Source organism: Streptomyces sp. col6 (genome assembly GCF_008042035.1).
Lineage (GTDB): Bacteria > Actinomycetota > Actinomycetes > Streptomycetales > Streptomycetaceae > Streptomyces.
Genome location: NZ_RDBL01000006.1, coordinates 1,503,523 through 1,517,450, shown reverse-complemented (window position 1 = coordinate 1,517,450; position 13,928 = coordinate 1,503,523). Strand labels below are relative to the sequence as shown.

The following is a 13,928-nucleotide window of genomic DNA, read 5'->3' as shown; positions in this document are numbered from 1 at the left end:
GCCCTACGCCGTGTGCGGTGGGTCAGCGCAGCCCGGTCGGCCGGGTCAGCGCCGCCTGCAGGAGGCGGTCCACCAGCTGCGGGTAGCTGACGCCGCTCTCCTGCCACATGCGCGGGTACATGGAGATCGGGGTGAAGCCCGGCAGGGTGTTGATCTCGTTGATGACGAAGGTGCCGTCCTCGGTGAGGAAGAAGTCGGCGCGCACCAGGCCCTCGCACGAGCACGCCTCGAAGGCCTCGACGGCGAGCCGCTGGACCTCCGCGGTCTGCTCCTCGGTGAGAGGCGCCGGCACGATCCCGGAGGCCGCGTCGATGTACTTGGCCTCGAAGTCGTAGAAGTCGTGCGCGGTGACGGGCGGGATCTCGGCGGGCACGCTGGCGCGCGGCCCGTCCTCGAACTCCAGGACGCCGCACTCGATCTCGCGGCCCCGCAGCAGCGACTCGACGAGGAACTTGGGGTCGTGGCGGCGGGCCTCCTCGATGGCCGCGTCCAGGCCGGAGACGTCGTCGACCTTGGTGATGCCGATGGACGAGCCGGCCCGTGCGGGCTTGATGAAGAGCGGCCAGCCGTGCTCGGCGGCGAAGCCGGTGATGCGCTCGCGGGCGCCGGCGGGGTCGTTGTCCCACTCGCGGGGGCGCACCACCACGTACGGGCCGACGGGGAGGCCGAAGGAGGTGAAGACCCGCTTCATGTACTCCTTGTCCTGGCCGACCGCCGAGGCGAGGACGCCGGCGCCCACGTAGGGCACGCCGGACAGCTCCAGGAGGCCCTGGAGGGTGCCGTCCTCGCCGTACGGGCCGTGCAGGACGGGGAAGACGACGTCGACCTCGCCGAGCGCCTTGGGTACCGCCCCGGGCTCGGTATAGACCACTTCGCGGCTGCCGGGGTCGACGGAGAGTACGACGCCGCCCTCGTCGGACTCGGCCAGCTGGTCCACGTCCGGCATCCGCCGGTCCGCGATGGCCATGCGGTCCGGTTCGTCGGCGGTGAGCGCCCAGCGGCCGTCCGTCGTGATGCCGATCGGCAGGACGTCGTACGTGGTCCGGTCGATGGCGTTCAGGACGGCACCGGCCGTGACCACCGAAATGCCGTGTTCGGAGCTGCGGCCGCCGAACACGACGGCCACGCGCGGCTTGCGGAGCTGCTGCTCCGTGCTCTGGGGGAGGTTCTCGCTGCTCATATCGCGATGAGCGTACCTGCTGGTACCGGTCGCGTCAGCGTGGCACGGGCCGCCCGGGGCCGAACGGGGTCAGTGCCGTTCGGCCTTGGCGCTGCGCGACATCAGCTCCTTGAGGGCGACCATCGGCGGCTTGCCCTCGTGGACGATGCCGACGACCGTCTCGGTCAGCGGCATCTCGACGCCGTGCCTGCGGGCCAGGTCGAGCACCGACTCGCAGGACTTGACGCCCTCGGCGGTCTGCTTGGTGACCGCGATGGTCTCCTGGAGCGTCATGCCCCGGCCGAGGTTGGTGCCGAAGGTGTGGTTGCGCGAGAGCGGCGAGGAGCAGGTGGCCACCAGGTCGCCGAGACCGGCGAGTCCGGAGAAGGTCAGCGGGTCGGCGCCCATGGCCGCGCCCAGCCGGATCGTCTCGGCGAGGCCCCGGGTGATGAGCGAGCCCTTGGCGTTGTCGCCGAGCCCCATGCCGTCCGCGATGCCGACGGCGAGACCGATGACGTTCTTGACGGCCCCGCCGAGCTCGCAGCCGACCACGTCGGTGCTGGTGTACGGGCGGAAGTACGGGGTGTGGCAGGCGGCCTGGAGGCGCTGGGCGACGGACTCGTCCCGGCAGGCGACGACGGCCGCGGCGGGGCGGCGTTCGGCGATCTCCTTGGCGAGGTTGGGGCCGGTGACGACGGCGACGCGGTCCGGGGACACCCCGGTGACGTCCTCGATGACCTCGCTCATCCGCTTGGCGGTGCCGAGTTCGACGCCCTTCATCAGGGAGACCAGCACCGTCTGCGGCTCCAGGTGCGGGGCCCAGTCGGCGAGGTTGGCGCGCAGGGTCTGGGAGGGCACCACGAGGACCGCGAAGTCGGCGCCGCGCAGCGCCTCGGCGGCGTCCGTGGTGGCCCGGACCGAGGCGGGCAGCTCGATGCCCGGCAGGTAGTCGGGGTTGGTGCGGGTGGTGTTGACGGCCTCGGCGACCTCGGCCCGGCGGCCCCAGAGCGTCACCTCGCAGCCGGCGTCCGCGAGGACGATGGCGAAGGCCGTACCCCATGAGCCGGTTCCGAAGACGGCGGCCTTCGCGGGGTGCGTCACGTGAGTCCCTCTCCTTGGGCCCTGCGCCGCTGTTCGGCGCGGGCCTTGCGGTGATCGTAGGGCTCGGCGGGTGCCTGCTGCCCCCGGATCTCCTCCAGTTGCGCGGTGACCGCCCGCATGATCACCTCGGTGGCCTCGCGCAGCAGCTCGGGCGTCGGTTCCTTGTCGTAGAACCGGGAGAGGTCGACGGCCGGCCCCGCCTGGACCCGGAGGGTCTTGCGGGGCAGGAGGCGCACCTTCTTCTCCGTGGCGTAGGGGGGCATCGCCTCGTTGGCGCCCCACTGCGCGACCGGGATGACGGGGGCCCTGGTCATCAACGCGACGCGGGCGGCGCCGGTCTTGCCTGCCATCGGCCACATGCCGGGGTCCCGGGTGAGGGTGCCCTCGGGGTAGAAGCAGACGCACTCGCCGCTCTCGATGGCGTTCACGGCGGCCCGGAAGGCGTCCAGCGCGTTGGTGGTCTCGCGGTAGACGGGGATCTGGCCGGTGCCGCGCAGCATCATGCCGACGAAGGGGGCCTTGAAGAGCCCCGCCTTGGCCAGGAACCGCGGCACGCGGCCGGTGTTGTACTGGAAGTGCCCGTACGAGAGCGGGTCCAGGTACGAGTTGTGGTTGACCGCGGTGATGAATCCGCCCTCGGCCGGAATGTGGTCCATTCCCCGCCAGTCGCGCTTGAACAGAACCACCAGCGGCGGTTTCGCGATGACCGCCGCCAGGCGGTACCAGAAGCCGATTCTGCGGCGGGACACTCGGACACCTTTCCTCTGTGAACGGGACTATGGAGCTGTTGTGCTGCCTGACTACCGAGGGTCAAGTCTCGCCCCAGGCCCCTGCTCTGTCGAGAACACCGTACGCCTCGCCCCCGGGAGCGCCCCTCCGGGTCGGCGCACCGGCAGGCGAGAATAGGCGGCGATGCGTATCGAGTCAGGGACCGCCACGAACACCGGACCGGCCGGCCGCTGGTCGCTGGTCGTCCCGTTGAAGCCCCTGGCGCGGGCCAAGAGCAGGCTGGCGCCCGCCTCCGGCGCCCTGTTGCGGCCCCGGCTGGCCCTCGCCTTCGCCCGTGACACGGTGGCCGCCGCGCTGTCCTGCCCGGACGTGGCGGATGTGGTGGTCGTCACGGACGACACGGCGGCGGGGGCGGCGCTGGCCGCGCTCGGCGCCCTGGTCGTGCCCGACTCGCCGGCGGCGGGGCTCAACGCGGCCCTCGCGCACGGTGAGCGCGTGGCCCGGACGGCCCGGCCGGGGGCGCCGGTCGCCGCGCTCAACGCGGATCTGCCCGCACTGCGCCCGGCGGAATTGTCCCGGGTCCTCGAATTCTCTGCCGCTTTTCCCCGCGCATTTGTTCCCGATGCGGCGGGAATCGGGACGACATTTCTGTCGGCCGGTCCGGGGGTGGAATTGCGGCCCGCTTTCGGTGGCCCGTCGCGGGCGCGGCACCTGGCGTCGGGGGCGGTGGAAATCACGCTGCCGGGGATCGATTCGGTGCGCCGGGACGTGGACACCGGCGAGGATCTGCGGGCGGCGCTGGTGCTGGGCGTCGGCCCGTTCACGGCGGGCCGCTGGGCCGCCGGGGCCTCCTCCCGGGACCGATAGTCTGCCTCCATGCAGGCGACCTCGTACACGTACGACCCCGTGACCCGCAGCGGCAGTGTGCTGCTCGACGACGGCACCCCGGTGGACTTCGGCGCGGCGGCCTTCGACGCCGGCGGCCTGCGGCTGCTGCGTCCGGGTCAACGGGTGCGGATCGAGGGCGAGGGCGAGGGGGCCGCGCTGCGGATCACCCTGGTGACGCTGCAGACGTTCTGAGCCCGTCCGAGGGGGATGCCCCCGGACAGCCCGCGGGCCGGGCTCCCCGAGGGGAGCCCGGCCCGGCGCGTGTGGGGGCCCTGTGGCCCGGTCTCACTTCTTGCGCGCGGTGGCCTTCTTGGCCGTGGTCTTGCGCGCGGTGGTCTTCTTCGCGGGCGCCTTCTTCGCCGTGGTCTTCTTGGCGGGCGCGGTCTTGGCGGCGGTGGTCTTCTTCGCCGCCGACTTCGACGCCGCCGGGGTGGCCTTCTTCGCGGCGGCCGTCGTCGTCTTCTTCGCCGGCGACGTCTTCTTCGCGGTGGTCTTCTTGGCGGCGGCGGTGGTCTTCTTCGCCGGGGTCGCCTTCTTGGCGGTGGCCTTCTTCGCCACGGCCTTCTTCGCGGTGGCCTTCTTGGCGGCGGCCTTGGCCGTCGTACGGGTGGAAGAACCGCCCGAGAGGCTGCCCTTGGGGGCCTTCTTCACGGCCACGTCGTTCTTGGGGAGCTTCTTGGAGCCGCTGACCAGGTCCTTGAAGCCCTGGCCCGCGCGGAAACGGGGCACCGAGGTCTTCTTGACCCGCACGCGCTCACCCGTCTGCGGGTTGCGGGCGTAGCGGGCGGGGCGGTCGACCTTCTCGAACGAGCCGAAGCCGGTGACCGAGACCCGGTCCCCCGCGACAACCGCACGGACGATCGCGTCGAGCACCGCGTCGACGGCGTCCGCGGCCTGCTGCCGGCCGCCGACCTTGTCGGCAATCGCTTCTACGAGCTGCGCCTTGTTCACGTCTTCCCCTTCGGAGACATTGCCGGAACGAATCTGTTCAGGCTTTTTCGCACGTTAGGCAGATATATACCGCAAATCAAACACGAAACGGGCTAATCACCCTAGTGCCGCAACGAAGTCGACCGCTGCGCAGTTCTGCGGAGTCAGTCACCTTCGGGGAATCGGCCCTCGTCGAGGTCCTTCATCAACCGGTCCAGACGCCTTGCCGCGCCCGGGAGATCGTGCTTCGCCGTGGCCGTCACGACCATCAGCTTCCGGTTCAACGCCATCCTTACGCCGTCCGGGACTTGCAGTGCGCGCACCCGGGAGTGCGCTTCCTTCAATTGGTCGGCGACTTGGCCGTAAAGCTTGAGTTGGCTGTCGCGTTCCATGCACCGATTGTGCCATCTGGGGCGAGTTGTCGCCCGACGGGGTCCCAACAAACGACTGCGCCCCCTACCAGAAGGCAGGGGGCGCAGTCCTGAAAACGCGCTGATCAGGCGTGAATTGTGCGTGGCTTGTAGGCCGGCCGGGCCGCCTCGTAAGCCGCGATGTCGGCTTCGTTCTGAAGGGTGAGGCTGATGTCGTCCAGGCCGTTCAGCAGCCGCCAGCGGGCGTTCTCGTCGAGCTCGAAGTCGGCCGTGATGCCCTCGGCGCGGACCTGCCGGGCCTCCAGGTCGACGGTCACCTCGGCCGTCGGGTCGGCCTCCGTCAGCTCCCAGAGGGCGTCGACGGTCTTCTGGTCCAGGACCACGGTCAGCAGACCGTTCTTCAGCGAGTTGCCGCGGAAGATGTCGGCGAACCGGGAGGAGACGACGGCCTTGAACCCGTAGTTCTGCAGCGCCCAGACGGCGTGCTCGCGGGAGGAGCCGGTGCCGAAGTCGGGGCCGGCCACCAGGACCGAGGCGCCCTCGCGCTCGGGGCGGTTGAGGACGAAGGTCTCGTCCTTGCGCCAGGCCTCGAAGAGCCCGTCCTCGAAGCCGTCCCGGGTGACCTTCTTCAGCCAGTGGGCGGGGATGATCTGGTCGGTGTCGACGTTGCTGCGGCGCAGCGGGACGGCCCGGCCGGTGTGCGTGGTGAAAGCTTCCATGATTCTCAGACTCCGGCGGGCGTGCGGTCGTCGGACAGGTCGGCGGGCGAGGCCAGATGGCCCAGCACGGCGGTGGCGGCGGCGACCTGCGGGGAGACCAGGTGCGTACGGCCGCCCTTGCCCTGCCGACCCTCGAAGTTGCGGTTCGAGGTGGAGGCGGAGCGCTCGCCGGGGGCCAGCTGGTCGGGGTTCATACCGAGGCACATCGAGCAGCCCGCGTGCCGCCATTCGGCGCCGGCGGCGGTGAAGACCTTGTCCAGGCCCTCGTCGACGGCCTGGAGGGCGACCCGGACGGAGCCCGGGACGACCAGCATCCGTACGCCGTCGGCGACTTTGCGGCCGTCCAGGATCGCGGCGGCGTTGCGCAGGTCCTCGATGCGGCCGTTGGTGCAGGAGCCTACGAAGACGGTGTCCACGCTGATCTCGCGCAGCGGCTGCCCGGCGGTCAACCCCATGTACTCCAGGGCCTTTTCGGCGGCGTTGCGCTCCGAGGCGTCCTCGTACGAAGCGGGATCGGGGACGTTGGCCGACAGGGGCGCGCCTTGGCCGGGGTTGGTGCCCCAGGTGACGAACGGCGCCAGCTCGGCGGCTTCGATGACCACCTCGGCGTCGAAGACCGCGTCGTCGTCGGTGCGCAGCGTCTTCCAGTACGCGACGGCGGCGTCCCAGTCCTCGCCCTGCGGGGCGTGGTCGCGGCCCTTGAGGTAGTCGAAGGTGGTCTCGTCGGGGGCGATCATGCCCGCCCGCGCGCCGGCCTCGATCGACATGTTGCAGATGGTCATCCGGGCCTCCATCGAGAGCTTCTCGATGGCGGAACCGCGGTATTCGAGGATGTAGCCCTGGCCGCCGCCGGTGCCGATCCGGGCGATGATCGCCAGGATCAGGTCCTTGGCGGTGACGCCGTCGGGCAGTTCGCCGTCGACGGTGATCGCCATCGTCTTCGGGCGGGCCATCGGCAGCGTCTGGGTGGCCAGCACGTGCTCGACCTGGCTGGTGCCGATGCCGAACGCGAGGGCGCCGAACGCACCGTGCGTGGAGGTGTGGGAGTCGCCGCAGACCACGGTGGTGCCGGGCTGGGTCAGGCCCAGCTGGGGGCCCACCACGTGCACGACGCCCTGCTCGACGTCGCCCAGCGGGTGCAGCCGGACGCCGAACTCCGCGCAGTTCTTGCGCAGCGTCTCCAGCTGGGCGCGCGAGACGGGGTCGGCGATCGGCTTGTCGATGTCGAGGGTCGGGGTGTTGTGGTCCTCGGTGGCGATGGTGAGGTCGAGGCGCCGCACCGGGCGTCCGGCCTGCCGCAGACCGTCGAAGGCCTGCGGGCTGGTCACCTCGTGCAGCAGGTGCAGATCGATGAAGAGGAGGTCGGGCTCGCCCTCGGCGCGCCGGACGACATGGTCGTCCCAAACCTTCTCCGCGAGTGTCCTACCCATCGCTTTCCCTCCGGCCGGCGTCATCGCCGGCCCAACTAGAGATTCGGTGCGCCCCCGTCCGGACCCCCGAGCGGGGCGGTGGCTACGGGCCGTTGTGGGGCCGCTGGTACAGGTTCGCAACTTCCTGGGAAAATTGAACTTGCGTTTCACAGAGTGAGACGCGAGTATCGTCGTATGGACAACTCTAGCGGCGTCGGCGTTCTCGACAAGGCGGCTCTGGTATTGAGCGCCCTGGAGTCCGGGCCGGCCACCCTCGCCGGGCTGGTCGCGGCGACCGGGCTCGCACGACCCACGGCCCACCGGCTGGCCGTGGCACTGGAACACCACCGGATGGTGGCGAGGGACATGCAGGGCCGGTTCATTCTCGGCCCCCGGCTCTCCGAGCTGGCCGCCGCGGCCGGCGAGGACCGCCTGCTGGCCACGGCCGGACCGGTGCTCACGCATCTGCGTGACATCACCGGGGAGAGCGCGCAGCTCTACCGGCGCCAGGGCGACATGCGTATCTGCGTGGCGGCGGCGGAGCGGCTGTCCGGTCTGCGGGACACCGTGCCGGTCGGCTCGACGCTCACCATGAAGGCGGGCTCCTCGGCACAGATCCTGATGGCCTGGGAGGAGCCGGAGCGCCTGCACCGGGGGCTCCAGGGCGCCCGCTTCACGGCGACGGCGCTCTCCGGCGTACGGCGGCGCGGCTGGGCCCAGTCGATCGGCGAGCGCGAGCCGGGCGTGGCCTCGGTCTCCGCCCCGGTGCGCGGCCCGTCGAACCGCGTGGTCGCCGCCGTCTCGGTCTCCGGACCGATCGAGCGGCTGACCCGCCACCCGGGCCGGATGCACGCCCAGGCCGTCATCGACTCGGCCGCACGGCTGAGCGAGGCGCTGCGCCGCACCGGCTGAGCCCCCGGACGCGCCTTCCTCTCCCCCGTGGCCGCCCCAGCGTCGTGGCGGCCCCCATCTCAGCCCCTCACCGCTTCACTTCGCGCCGGAACGATGCGCGAGCCGGTCCGCCGCCCGGCGGCCCCGCCCCTCGATCGGCAGCGACCCCGTCGCCGCGGCCAGTCCGTACGCCGGCATGTCGGCGTAGATGGACTCGTAGCCGCCCTCGGGCACGATGTAGGTCTCGTGCCACAGCCCCACGTGCTGCCGGGACTTCTTCTCCTTTCGGTTGAGCAGCGCCCACGCCTTGCGGTGGAACATGTCGGGCGCCGAGGCGTACGCGTACAGCTTCTCCTTCGACTCCCAGTACTGGACGACGTAGTACGTCCTCGGTGAGCCGGACAGCAGCGTGTGGCCGAGCAGCCCCCTGGACCTGTCCGCCCCCAACTCCCGCAGCATGCGCAGCATCGCCAGCATGACCGGGAGCCAGTGGTGCACGCCCCTGAAGTGGTTGATGCGCATGCCGATCAGCAGGACGACGACATCGCCCTCGGCTGCGGCGGTCGTCCGCCCCGGCGTGACTTTCGCGAACATACGGGCCCCCTGGCGTTGTTGGAGAGTGTCGCTATCCAATGGTTGGATAGTGGCACTGCCCAAGGGTGGGCGCAAGGGAAGGACGGCATGCGACTCTCGGAACTGAGCGAGCGCAGCGGCATCGCGACCGCGACGATCAAGTACTACCTGCGCGAGGGGCTGTTGCCGCCGGGCGAGCGGGTGAGCGCGACGCAGGCCGAGTACGACGAGAGCCATCTGCGCCGGCTGCGCCTCGTCCGGGCGCTGCTCCAGGTCGGCCGCCTGCCCGTGGCCACGGCCCGCGAGGTGCTGGCCCATGTCGACGACGACTCACTGGGCCGTACGATCCGGCTGGGCGCGGCGCTCTGGGCGCTTCCGCACGGGCCGGAGCCGGACGAGGAGGCCCCGGAGACGGTGACGGCGCGGGCGGAAGTCGACGCCCTTCTCGACCGGTTGGGCTGGACGCACGCGCGGGAGATCGGCGCGCTCTCCCCGGTGCACCGCTCCCTCGTCGCCGCCCTGGCCACGCTCGTCCGCCTCGGCTACCCGTACGAGAGTGTCCATCTGGAGGAGCATGCACGGCTGATGCACCAGGTCGCCGTCCGCGACCTGGACCAGATGGAGACCTATCCGGCCCCCTCCCAGCAGGTGGAGATGGCGGTGGCCTCGGCGGTGCTGTACGAGCCGCTGCTGACGTCCCTGCGGAGACTGGCCCAGGAGGAGGAGTCGGCCCGGCGGTACGGGTACTGAGCGCGAAGCGGGCGACCTCACCGCGTACGGACGAAAGGCCCCTCACCGGAGTGAAGGGCCTTCGTTTCGCGCTCTGTTGTACCCCCGACCGGATTCGAACCGGCGCTACTGCCGTGAGAGGGCAGCGTGCTAGGCCGCTACACAACGGGGGCTTGTTACTTCGACGTGCTCTGTACTGCGCTGGGCTACCAGGACTCGAACCTAGAATGACGGTACCAGAAACCGTAGTGTTGCCAATTACACCATAGCCCATGGTGTTGCAAGTACCCCCGACCGGATTCGAACCGGCGCTACTGCCGTGAGAGGGCAGCGTGCTAGGCCGCTACACAACGGGGGCCCTAGCGATCCTGCATCGAGACCGTGGGTGCGACCCAGGTGATCTCGCGGGAAGGATCTGTACCCCCGACCGGATTCGAACCGGCGCTACTGCCGTGAGAGGGCAGCGTGCTAGGCCGCTACACAACGGGGGCTTGTTACTTCGACGTGCTCTGTACTGCGCTGGGCTACCAGGACTCGAACCTAGAATGACGGTACCAGAAACCGTAGTGTTGCCAATTACACCATAGCCCACTGAAACGCAACCCCTGGGGGCCTTGTTCCTGTCTGCGCTTCCCGGCCGGATCTCTCGGCCCGCTCGGGCGGCGCAGGAAGAACATTACCCGAAGGTGTCCGACGCTCCAAAACGGGTATCGCCCGCGAGCAGCCCGGGGAGCTGGCCGAGGTCCGTGATCCGGACGAGCTCGGGCCGCCCGCCGCGGTCGCGCCGGTCCAGCCAGACGCCGGCCAGACCGGCGGCCGTGGCACCCGCGGCGTCGATGTCGGGTTCGTCCCCGACGTACAGCACCTCACGCGTATCGAGCCCCAGCGCCTCGCAGGAGGCCAGGAAGGCGCCGGCGGCGGGCTTGGAGACGCCCAGCTCGGCCGCGCAGAGCAGGGATTCGAACCGGTCGCGCACGCCGAGCACCGTCAGCTTGCGGTGCTGCTGTTCGAGGGCCGAGTTGGACAGCACGGCGTGCCGGTACGTCCCCGCCAGCGCGTCGAGTACGGGCACGGCGTCCGGGAAGAGCGCCCAGGCGGACTCGTAGTGGGAGATGTGGCGCTCGAACCAGGCGTCGGCCTCGGCGTCGTCCAGCGCCTGGCCCAGGAACTCCCTGGCCCGGTCCCGCCGCTGCCCCTGCCAGTCGGTCTCCCCGGCGGAGAAGCGCGCCCAGTGCCGCCGCGTGAGCCGCTGCCACGTCCCGACGGCCTCCTCGGCCGTGGCGTGCCCCGGGGGCAGCCCCTCCGCCGCGATGTGCCGGGCCATACCGGTGGCGGCGGCCGCCGTGTGATCGAAGAGCGTGTCGTCGATGTCCCAGAGGACGGCTCTGATGGGCATGTCTCCGACTGTAGTGCGCCACCGCACAGACGGACGGGCCCGGCGGCCGCGCGGTGCGGCTGCCGGGCCCGTGGTGGTGCGTCGCGTTACGCGGTCAGCCTGGCCAGGGCCGCGTCGATGCGGGCGATCGTCTTCTCGCGGCCCAGGATCTCCAGGGACTCGAAGAGCGGAAGGCCGATCGTGCGGCCGGTGACGGCCACGCGGACCGGCGCCTGGGCCTTGCCGAGCTTGAGGCCGTGCTGCTCGCCGGCGGCGAGGACGGCGGCCTTGAGAGCCTCGGCGTTCCAATCGGCGGCGATCAGCTCGGCGCGGGCGGTGACGAGGAGGGCGTCGGAGCCCTCCTTCATCGCCTTGGCCCAGGACGCCTCGTCGTGCACCGGCTCGTCCAGGAACAGGAAGTCCACGTTGGCGGTGATCTCGGAGAGCACCGTGACCCGGGTCTGGGCGTGCGGGGCGATCTCGGCGAAGACCTCCGCGTCGAAGGACTCCGGGGCCCAGGGGGCGAACGGAGCCTGGAGCCACGGGCCGCACGCCTCGGTGAACGTCTTCACGTCGAGGCGGCGGATGTGCTCCGCGTTGACGTGCTCGCACTTCTTGAGGTCGAAGCGGGCCGGGTTGGCGTTGACATCCTTGATGTCGAACGCGGCGACCATCTCGTCGATGTCGAAGATGTCCCGGTCCTCGGCGATCGACCAGCCCAGCAGCGAGAGGTAGTTGAGCAGCCCCTCGCGGAGGAAGCCGCGCTCGCGGTAGAGGTTGAGCGAGGACTGCGGGTCGCGCTTGGAGAGCTTCTTGTTGCCCTCGCCCATCACGTATGGCAGGTGCCCGAAGGCGGGGGTGTCCTTGGCGATGCCCAGCTCGATGAGCGCCCGGTACAGGGCGATCTGGCGCGGGGTGGAGGAGAGCAGGTCCTCGCCGCGCAGGACGTGGGTGATCTCCATCAGCGCGTCGTCCACCGGGTTGACCAGCGTGTAGAGCGGGGCGCCGTTGGCGCGGACGATGCCGTAGTCCGGGACGTTCTCCGGCTGGACGGTGATGTCGCCGCGGACCAGGTCGGTGAAGGTGATCGCCTCGTCGGGCATCCGGAAGCGGACGATCGACGCGCGCCCCTCGGCCTCGTACGCGGCCTTCTGCTCGTCGGTCAGCTCGCGGCAGTGGCCGTCGTAGCCGGACGGGCGGCCGGCGGCGCGGGCGGCGTCGCGGCGGGTGTCCAGCTCCTCCGTGGTGCAGTAGCAGGGGTACGCGTAGCCGCCGGCGAGGAGCTTCTCGGCGACGTCCTTGTAGATGTCCATCCGCTGCGACTGGCGGTACGGGGCGTGCGGGCCGCCGACCTCGGGGCCCTCGTCCCAGTCCAGGCCGAGCCAGCGCATCGCGTCGAGGAGCTGCTCGTAGGACTCCTCGGAGTCGCGCGCCGCGTCGGTGTCCTCGATGCGGAAGACCAGGGTGCCCTGGTGGTGCCGGGCGAAGGCCCAGTTGAAGAGGGCCGTCCGGACCAGGCCGACGTGCGGGTTGCCGGTCGGGGAGGGACAGAAACGTACACGTACTGGTGCGTTAGCCACGCTTGATCACCTTGTTGGTGAGAGTGCCGATGCCTTCGATGGTGACGGCGACCTCGTCGCCGACATGGAGGGGTCCGACCCCTGCGGGAGTGCCGGTGAGGATCACGTCGCCCGGAAGCAGCGTCATGGCTTCCGTGATGTGCACGACCAGGTCCTCGATGGACCGGATCATGTCGCTCGTCCGGCCGAGCTGGCGTTGCTCGCCGTTGACCGTGGCCTGGATGGCGAGGTCACTGGGGTCCAGGTCGGTCTCCACCCAGGGGCCGAGGGGGCAGGAGGTGTCGAAGCCCTTGGCCCGCGCCCACTGCTTCTCCCGCTTCTGGGCGTCGCGTGCGGTGACGTCGTTGGCGCAGGTGTAGCCGAAGATGACGTCCTTGACCCGCTCGCGCGGCACTTCGCGGCACATCCGGCCGATGACTACGGCCAGCTCGGCCTCGTGGTGGACCTCGTCGGAGAAGGAGGGGTACTCGATGGCGTCGCCGGAGCCGATCACCGAGGTGGTGGGCTTGAAGAAGGCGACGGGGACGTCGGGGACCTCGTTGCCGAGTTCGGCGGCGTGCTCCGCGTAGTTGCGGCCGATGGCCACGACCTTGTTGGGGAGCACGGGCGGCAGCAGCCGCACCTTGTTCAGCGGGACCTTGGTCCCGGAGAGCTCGAACTCGGCGTACGGGATGCCCTTGATGATGTCGAGGACGAGACCGTCGGGCCCGTCGCCCTCGACCGCGCCGAAGGCGACATTGCCGTCGATGGAGAACCTGGCGATGCGCACGGGTTGCTGTCGCCCCTCACTGCTTGCTGGGTGCCTGGATGAAGACTGACACTCCAGGCTAGCGCGGGTGAGGGGCGCCTTCGCGCGGGTTCACTCCGCGGCGGCGGGGACCGTCATGAGGATCGTGCGGCGCGGGTTGGCGGTCTGCGTCGGCAGCTGGAGCGCGTGCTCCGGGAGTTCCGCGGTCCCCAGCGCCGCGGCGTCCTCGAGGTGCGCCAGCGTGGTGCGGCGGGGGTTGGCGATGTTGCGGGACGTCGTGGTGTTCATCTGCCGTACGGGCCCTGTCGTCGGGGCGCCGCCCGTGCGAGGGGGCGCCGGCTGTCGGTTCTGCCATCCCAGTAAAGCGTCAGGCTAAACATGCGATTCCCCCCGGGGACCCGGAAGAGACGGCGATCTTCATGTGAGTTTGCTCACGAAGAGCCGGACAATCACCCCAATCCGGGCGGGCGATCCGCACCCCGGAAACGGACATGTCATCCCTGAATCAGCCATTCCGCTCCTGATCATCGCGACTGGGACACCCTCCATCCCGATCGGACTCACACCCAATCGTCCGTTATGTCACTGAACACCCCGCACCGCTTGTTACGCAGTCATCACACGGTGTCACGCAGGTCACAGCCCGGTACCTGGCCCTTGTTGGAGATCCGGCACTGTGCTGAAATTCCACGCACCGCCGCGGGTTTCAAGCCGGCGCGCAGGGGG

Annotated in this window: 16 protein-coding genes and 5 tRNA genes; 4 read left to right on the top strand and 17 right to left on the bottom strand. The window is 70.4% G+C overall.

Annotated elements, in window-relative coordinates; all coding sequences use genetic code 11:
* Positions 1 to 22: 22 nt before the first annotated feature.
* The 3 genes from EAO73_RS10805 to EAO73_RS10795 all read right to left on the bottom strand — a co-directional run bounded on the left by EAO73_RS10805 (position 23) and on the right by EAO73_RS10795 (position 3,009).
* Positions 23 to 1,180, bottom strand: a complete 1,158-nt coding sequence (locus EAO73_RS10805; protein ID WP_147971156.1) for a D-alanine--D-alanine ligase family protein — start codon at positions 1,178 to 1,180, stop codon at positions 23 to 25.
* Positions 1,181 to 1,249: 69 nt separating this feature from the next.
* Positions 1,250 to 2,260: an NAD(P)H-dependent glycerol-3-phosphate dehydrogenase gene (locus EAO73_RS10800; protein WP_147971155.1), complete on the bottom strand. Its 1,011-nt coding sequence runs from the start codon at positions 2,258 to 2,260 to the stop codon at positions 1,250 to 1,252.
* Entirely contained in the window at positions 2,257 to 3,009 is a 753-nt protein-coding gene (locus EAO73_RS10795) for a lysophospholipid acyltransferase family protein (RefSeq protein WP_147971154.1), read from the bottom strand. The genes EAO73_RS10800 and EAO73_RS10795 overlap by 4 nt, the downstream gene beginning before the upstream one ends.
* A gap of 163 nt (positions 3,010 to 3,172) precedes the next feature.
* Between EAO73_RS10795 and cofC the strand changes: the two genes are divergently transcribed.
* Together cofC and EAO73_RS10785 are read left to right on the top strand one after the other, a co-directional pair.
* Complete coding sequence (cofC, locus tag EAO73_RS10790) at positions 3,173 to 3,856, top strand: 2-phospho-L-lactate guanylyltransferase (protein ID WP_147971153.1); 684 nt, start codon at positions 3,173 to 3,175, stop codon at positions 3,854 to 3,856.
* A 9-nt stretch (positions 3,857 to 3,865) separates the two neighbouring features.
* Positions 3,866 to 4,069, top strand: coding sequence for a hypothetical protein (locus EAO73_RS10785; RefSeq protein WP_147971152.1), 204 nt, complete (start codon positions 3,866 to 3,868; stop codon positions 4,067 to 4,069).
* A 93-nt stretch (positions 4,070 to 4,162) separates the two neighbouring features.
* Here EAO73_RS10785 and EAO73_RS10780 read toward each other — a convergent pair whose 3' ends face one another.
* The 4 genes from EAO73_RS10780 to leuC form a co-directional block, all read right to left on the bottom strand.
* Positions 4,163 to 4,828, bottom strand: a complete 666-nt coding sequence (locus tag EAO73_RS10780; RefSeq protein WP_147971151.1) for an HU family DNA-binding protein — start codon at positions 4,826 to 4,828, stop codon at positions 4,163 to 4,165.
* Between the two features lie 143 nt (positions 4,829 to 4,971).
* Complete coding sequence (locus EAO73_RS10775) at positions 4,972 to 5,199, bottom strand: hypothetical protein (protein ID WP_026242491.1); 228 nt, start codon at positions 5,197 to 5,199, stop codon at positions 4,972 to 4,974.
* Between the two features lie 104 nt (positions 5,200 to 5,303).
* The gene (leuD, locus tag EAO73_RS10770) at positions 5,304 to 5,897 is read right to left on the bottom strand and encodes a 3-isopropylmalate dehydratase small subunit (protein ID WP_147971150.1); all 594 of its coding nucleotides are present in this window, start codon (positions 5,895 to 5,897) and stop codon (positions 5,304 to 5,306) included.
* Positions 5,898 to 5,902: 5 nt separating this feature from the next.
* Entirely contained in the window at positions 5,903 to 7,327 is a 1,425-nt protein-coding gene (gene leuC / locus EAO73_RS10765; protein ID WP_147971149.1) for a 3-isopropylmalate dehydratase large subunit, read from the bottom strand.
* Between the two features lie 174 nt (positions 7,328 to 7,501).
* Here leuC and ndgR point away from each other — a divergent pair, with 174 nt between their 5' ends.
* Positions 7,502 to 8,218, top strand: coding sequence for an IclR family transcriptional regulator NdgR (ndgR, locus tag EAO73_RS10760; protein WP_003966003.1), 717 nt, complete (start codon positions 7,502 to 7,504; stop codon positions 8,216 to 8,218).
* A 75-nt stretch (positions 8,219 to 8,293) separates the two neighbouring features.
* Here the strand turns inward: ndgR and EAO73_RS10755 are convergent, their stop codons facing one another.
* Complete coding sequence (locus tag EAO73_RS10755) at positions 8,294 to 8,791, bottom strand: DUF4188 domain-containing protein (protein ID WP_147971148.1); 498 nt, start codon at positions 8,789 to 8,791, stop codon at positions 8,294 to 8,296.
* Positions 8,792 to 8,878: 87 nt separating this feature from the next.
* On the opposite strand from EAO73_RS10755, the gene EAO73_RS10750 reads away from it, so the two are divergent.
* Entirely contained in the window at positions 8,879 to 9,520 is a 642-nt protein-coding gene (locus tag EAO73_RS10750) for a MerR family transcriptional regulator (RefSeq protein ID WP_147971147.1), read from the top strand.
* Between the two features lie 79 nt (positions 9,521 to 9,599).
* Here EAO73_RS10750 and EAO73_RS10745 read toward each other — a convergent pair.
* The 9 genes from EAO73_RS10745 to EAO73_RS35870 all read right to left on the bottom strand — a co-directional run bounded on the left by EAO73_RS10745 (position 9,600) and on the right by EAO73_RS35870 (position 13,490).
* Positions 9,600 to 9,672 (bottom strand) — tRNA-Glu (locus tag EAO73_RS10745).
* A gap of 28 nt (positions 9,673 to 9,700) precedes the next feature.
* Positions 9,701 to 9,772: transfer RNA gene (locus EAO73_RS10740), tRNA-Gln, on the bottom strand.
* 12 nt (positions 9,773 to 9,784) lie between these two features.
* Positions 9,785 to 9,857 (bottom strand) — tRNA-Glu (locus EAO73_RS10735).
* 60 nt (positions 9,858 to 9,917) lie between these two features.
* Positions 9,918 to 9,990 (bottom strand) — tRNA-Glu (locus tag EAO73_RS10730).
* Positions 9,991 to 10,018: 28 nt separating this feature from the next.
* Positions 10,019 to 10,090: transfer RNA gene (locus EAO73_RS10725), tRNA-Gln, on the bottom strand.
* Positions 10,091 to 10,175: 85 nt separating this feature from the next.
* Positions 10,176 to 10,895 (bottom strand): HAD family hydrolase, encoded by a 720-nt coding sequence (locus EAO73_RS10720; RefSeq protein ID WP_147971146.1) that lies wholly within the window; start codon positions 10,893 to 10,895, stop codon positions 10,176 to 10,178.
* Positions 10,896 to 10,981: 86 nt separating this feature from the next.
* Complete coding sequence (gene gltX / locus EAO73_RS10715; protein ID WP_147971145.1) at positions 10,982 to 12,454, bottom strand: glutamate--tRNA ligase; 1,473 nt, start codon at positions 12,452 to 12,454, stop codon at positions 10,982 to 10,984.
* Positions 12,447 to 13,223: a fumarylacetoacetate hydrolase family protein gene (locus EAO73_RS10710; RefSeq protein ID WP_147971144.1), complete on the bottom strand. Its 777-nt coding sequence runs from the start codon at positions 13,221 to 13,223 to the stop codon at positions 12,447 to 12,449. The genes gltX and EAO73_RS10710 overlap by 8 nt, the downstream gene beginning before the upstream one ends.
* A 90-nt stretch (positions 13,224 to 13,313) precedes the next feature.
* Positions 13,314 to 13,490: a hypothetical protein gene (locus EAO73_RS35870; protein ID WP_191133984.1), complete on the bottom strand. Its 177-nt coding sequence runs from the start codon at positions 13,488 to 13,490 to the stop codon at positions 13,314 to 13,316.
* Between the last annotated feature and the right edge of the window lie 438 nt (positions 13,491 to 13,928).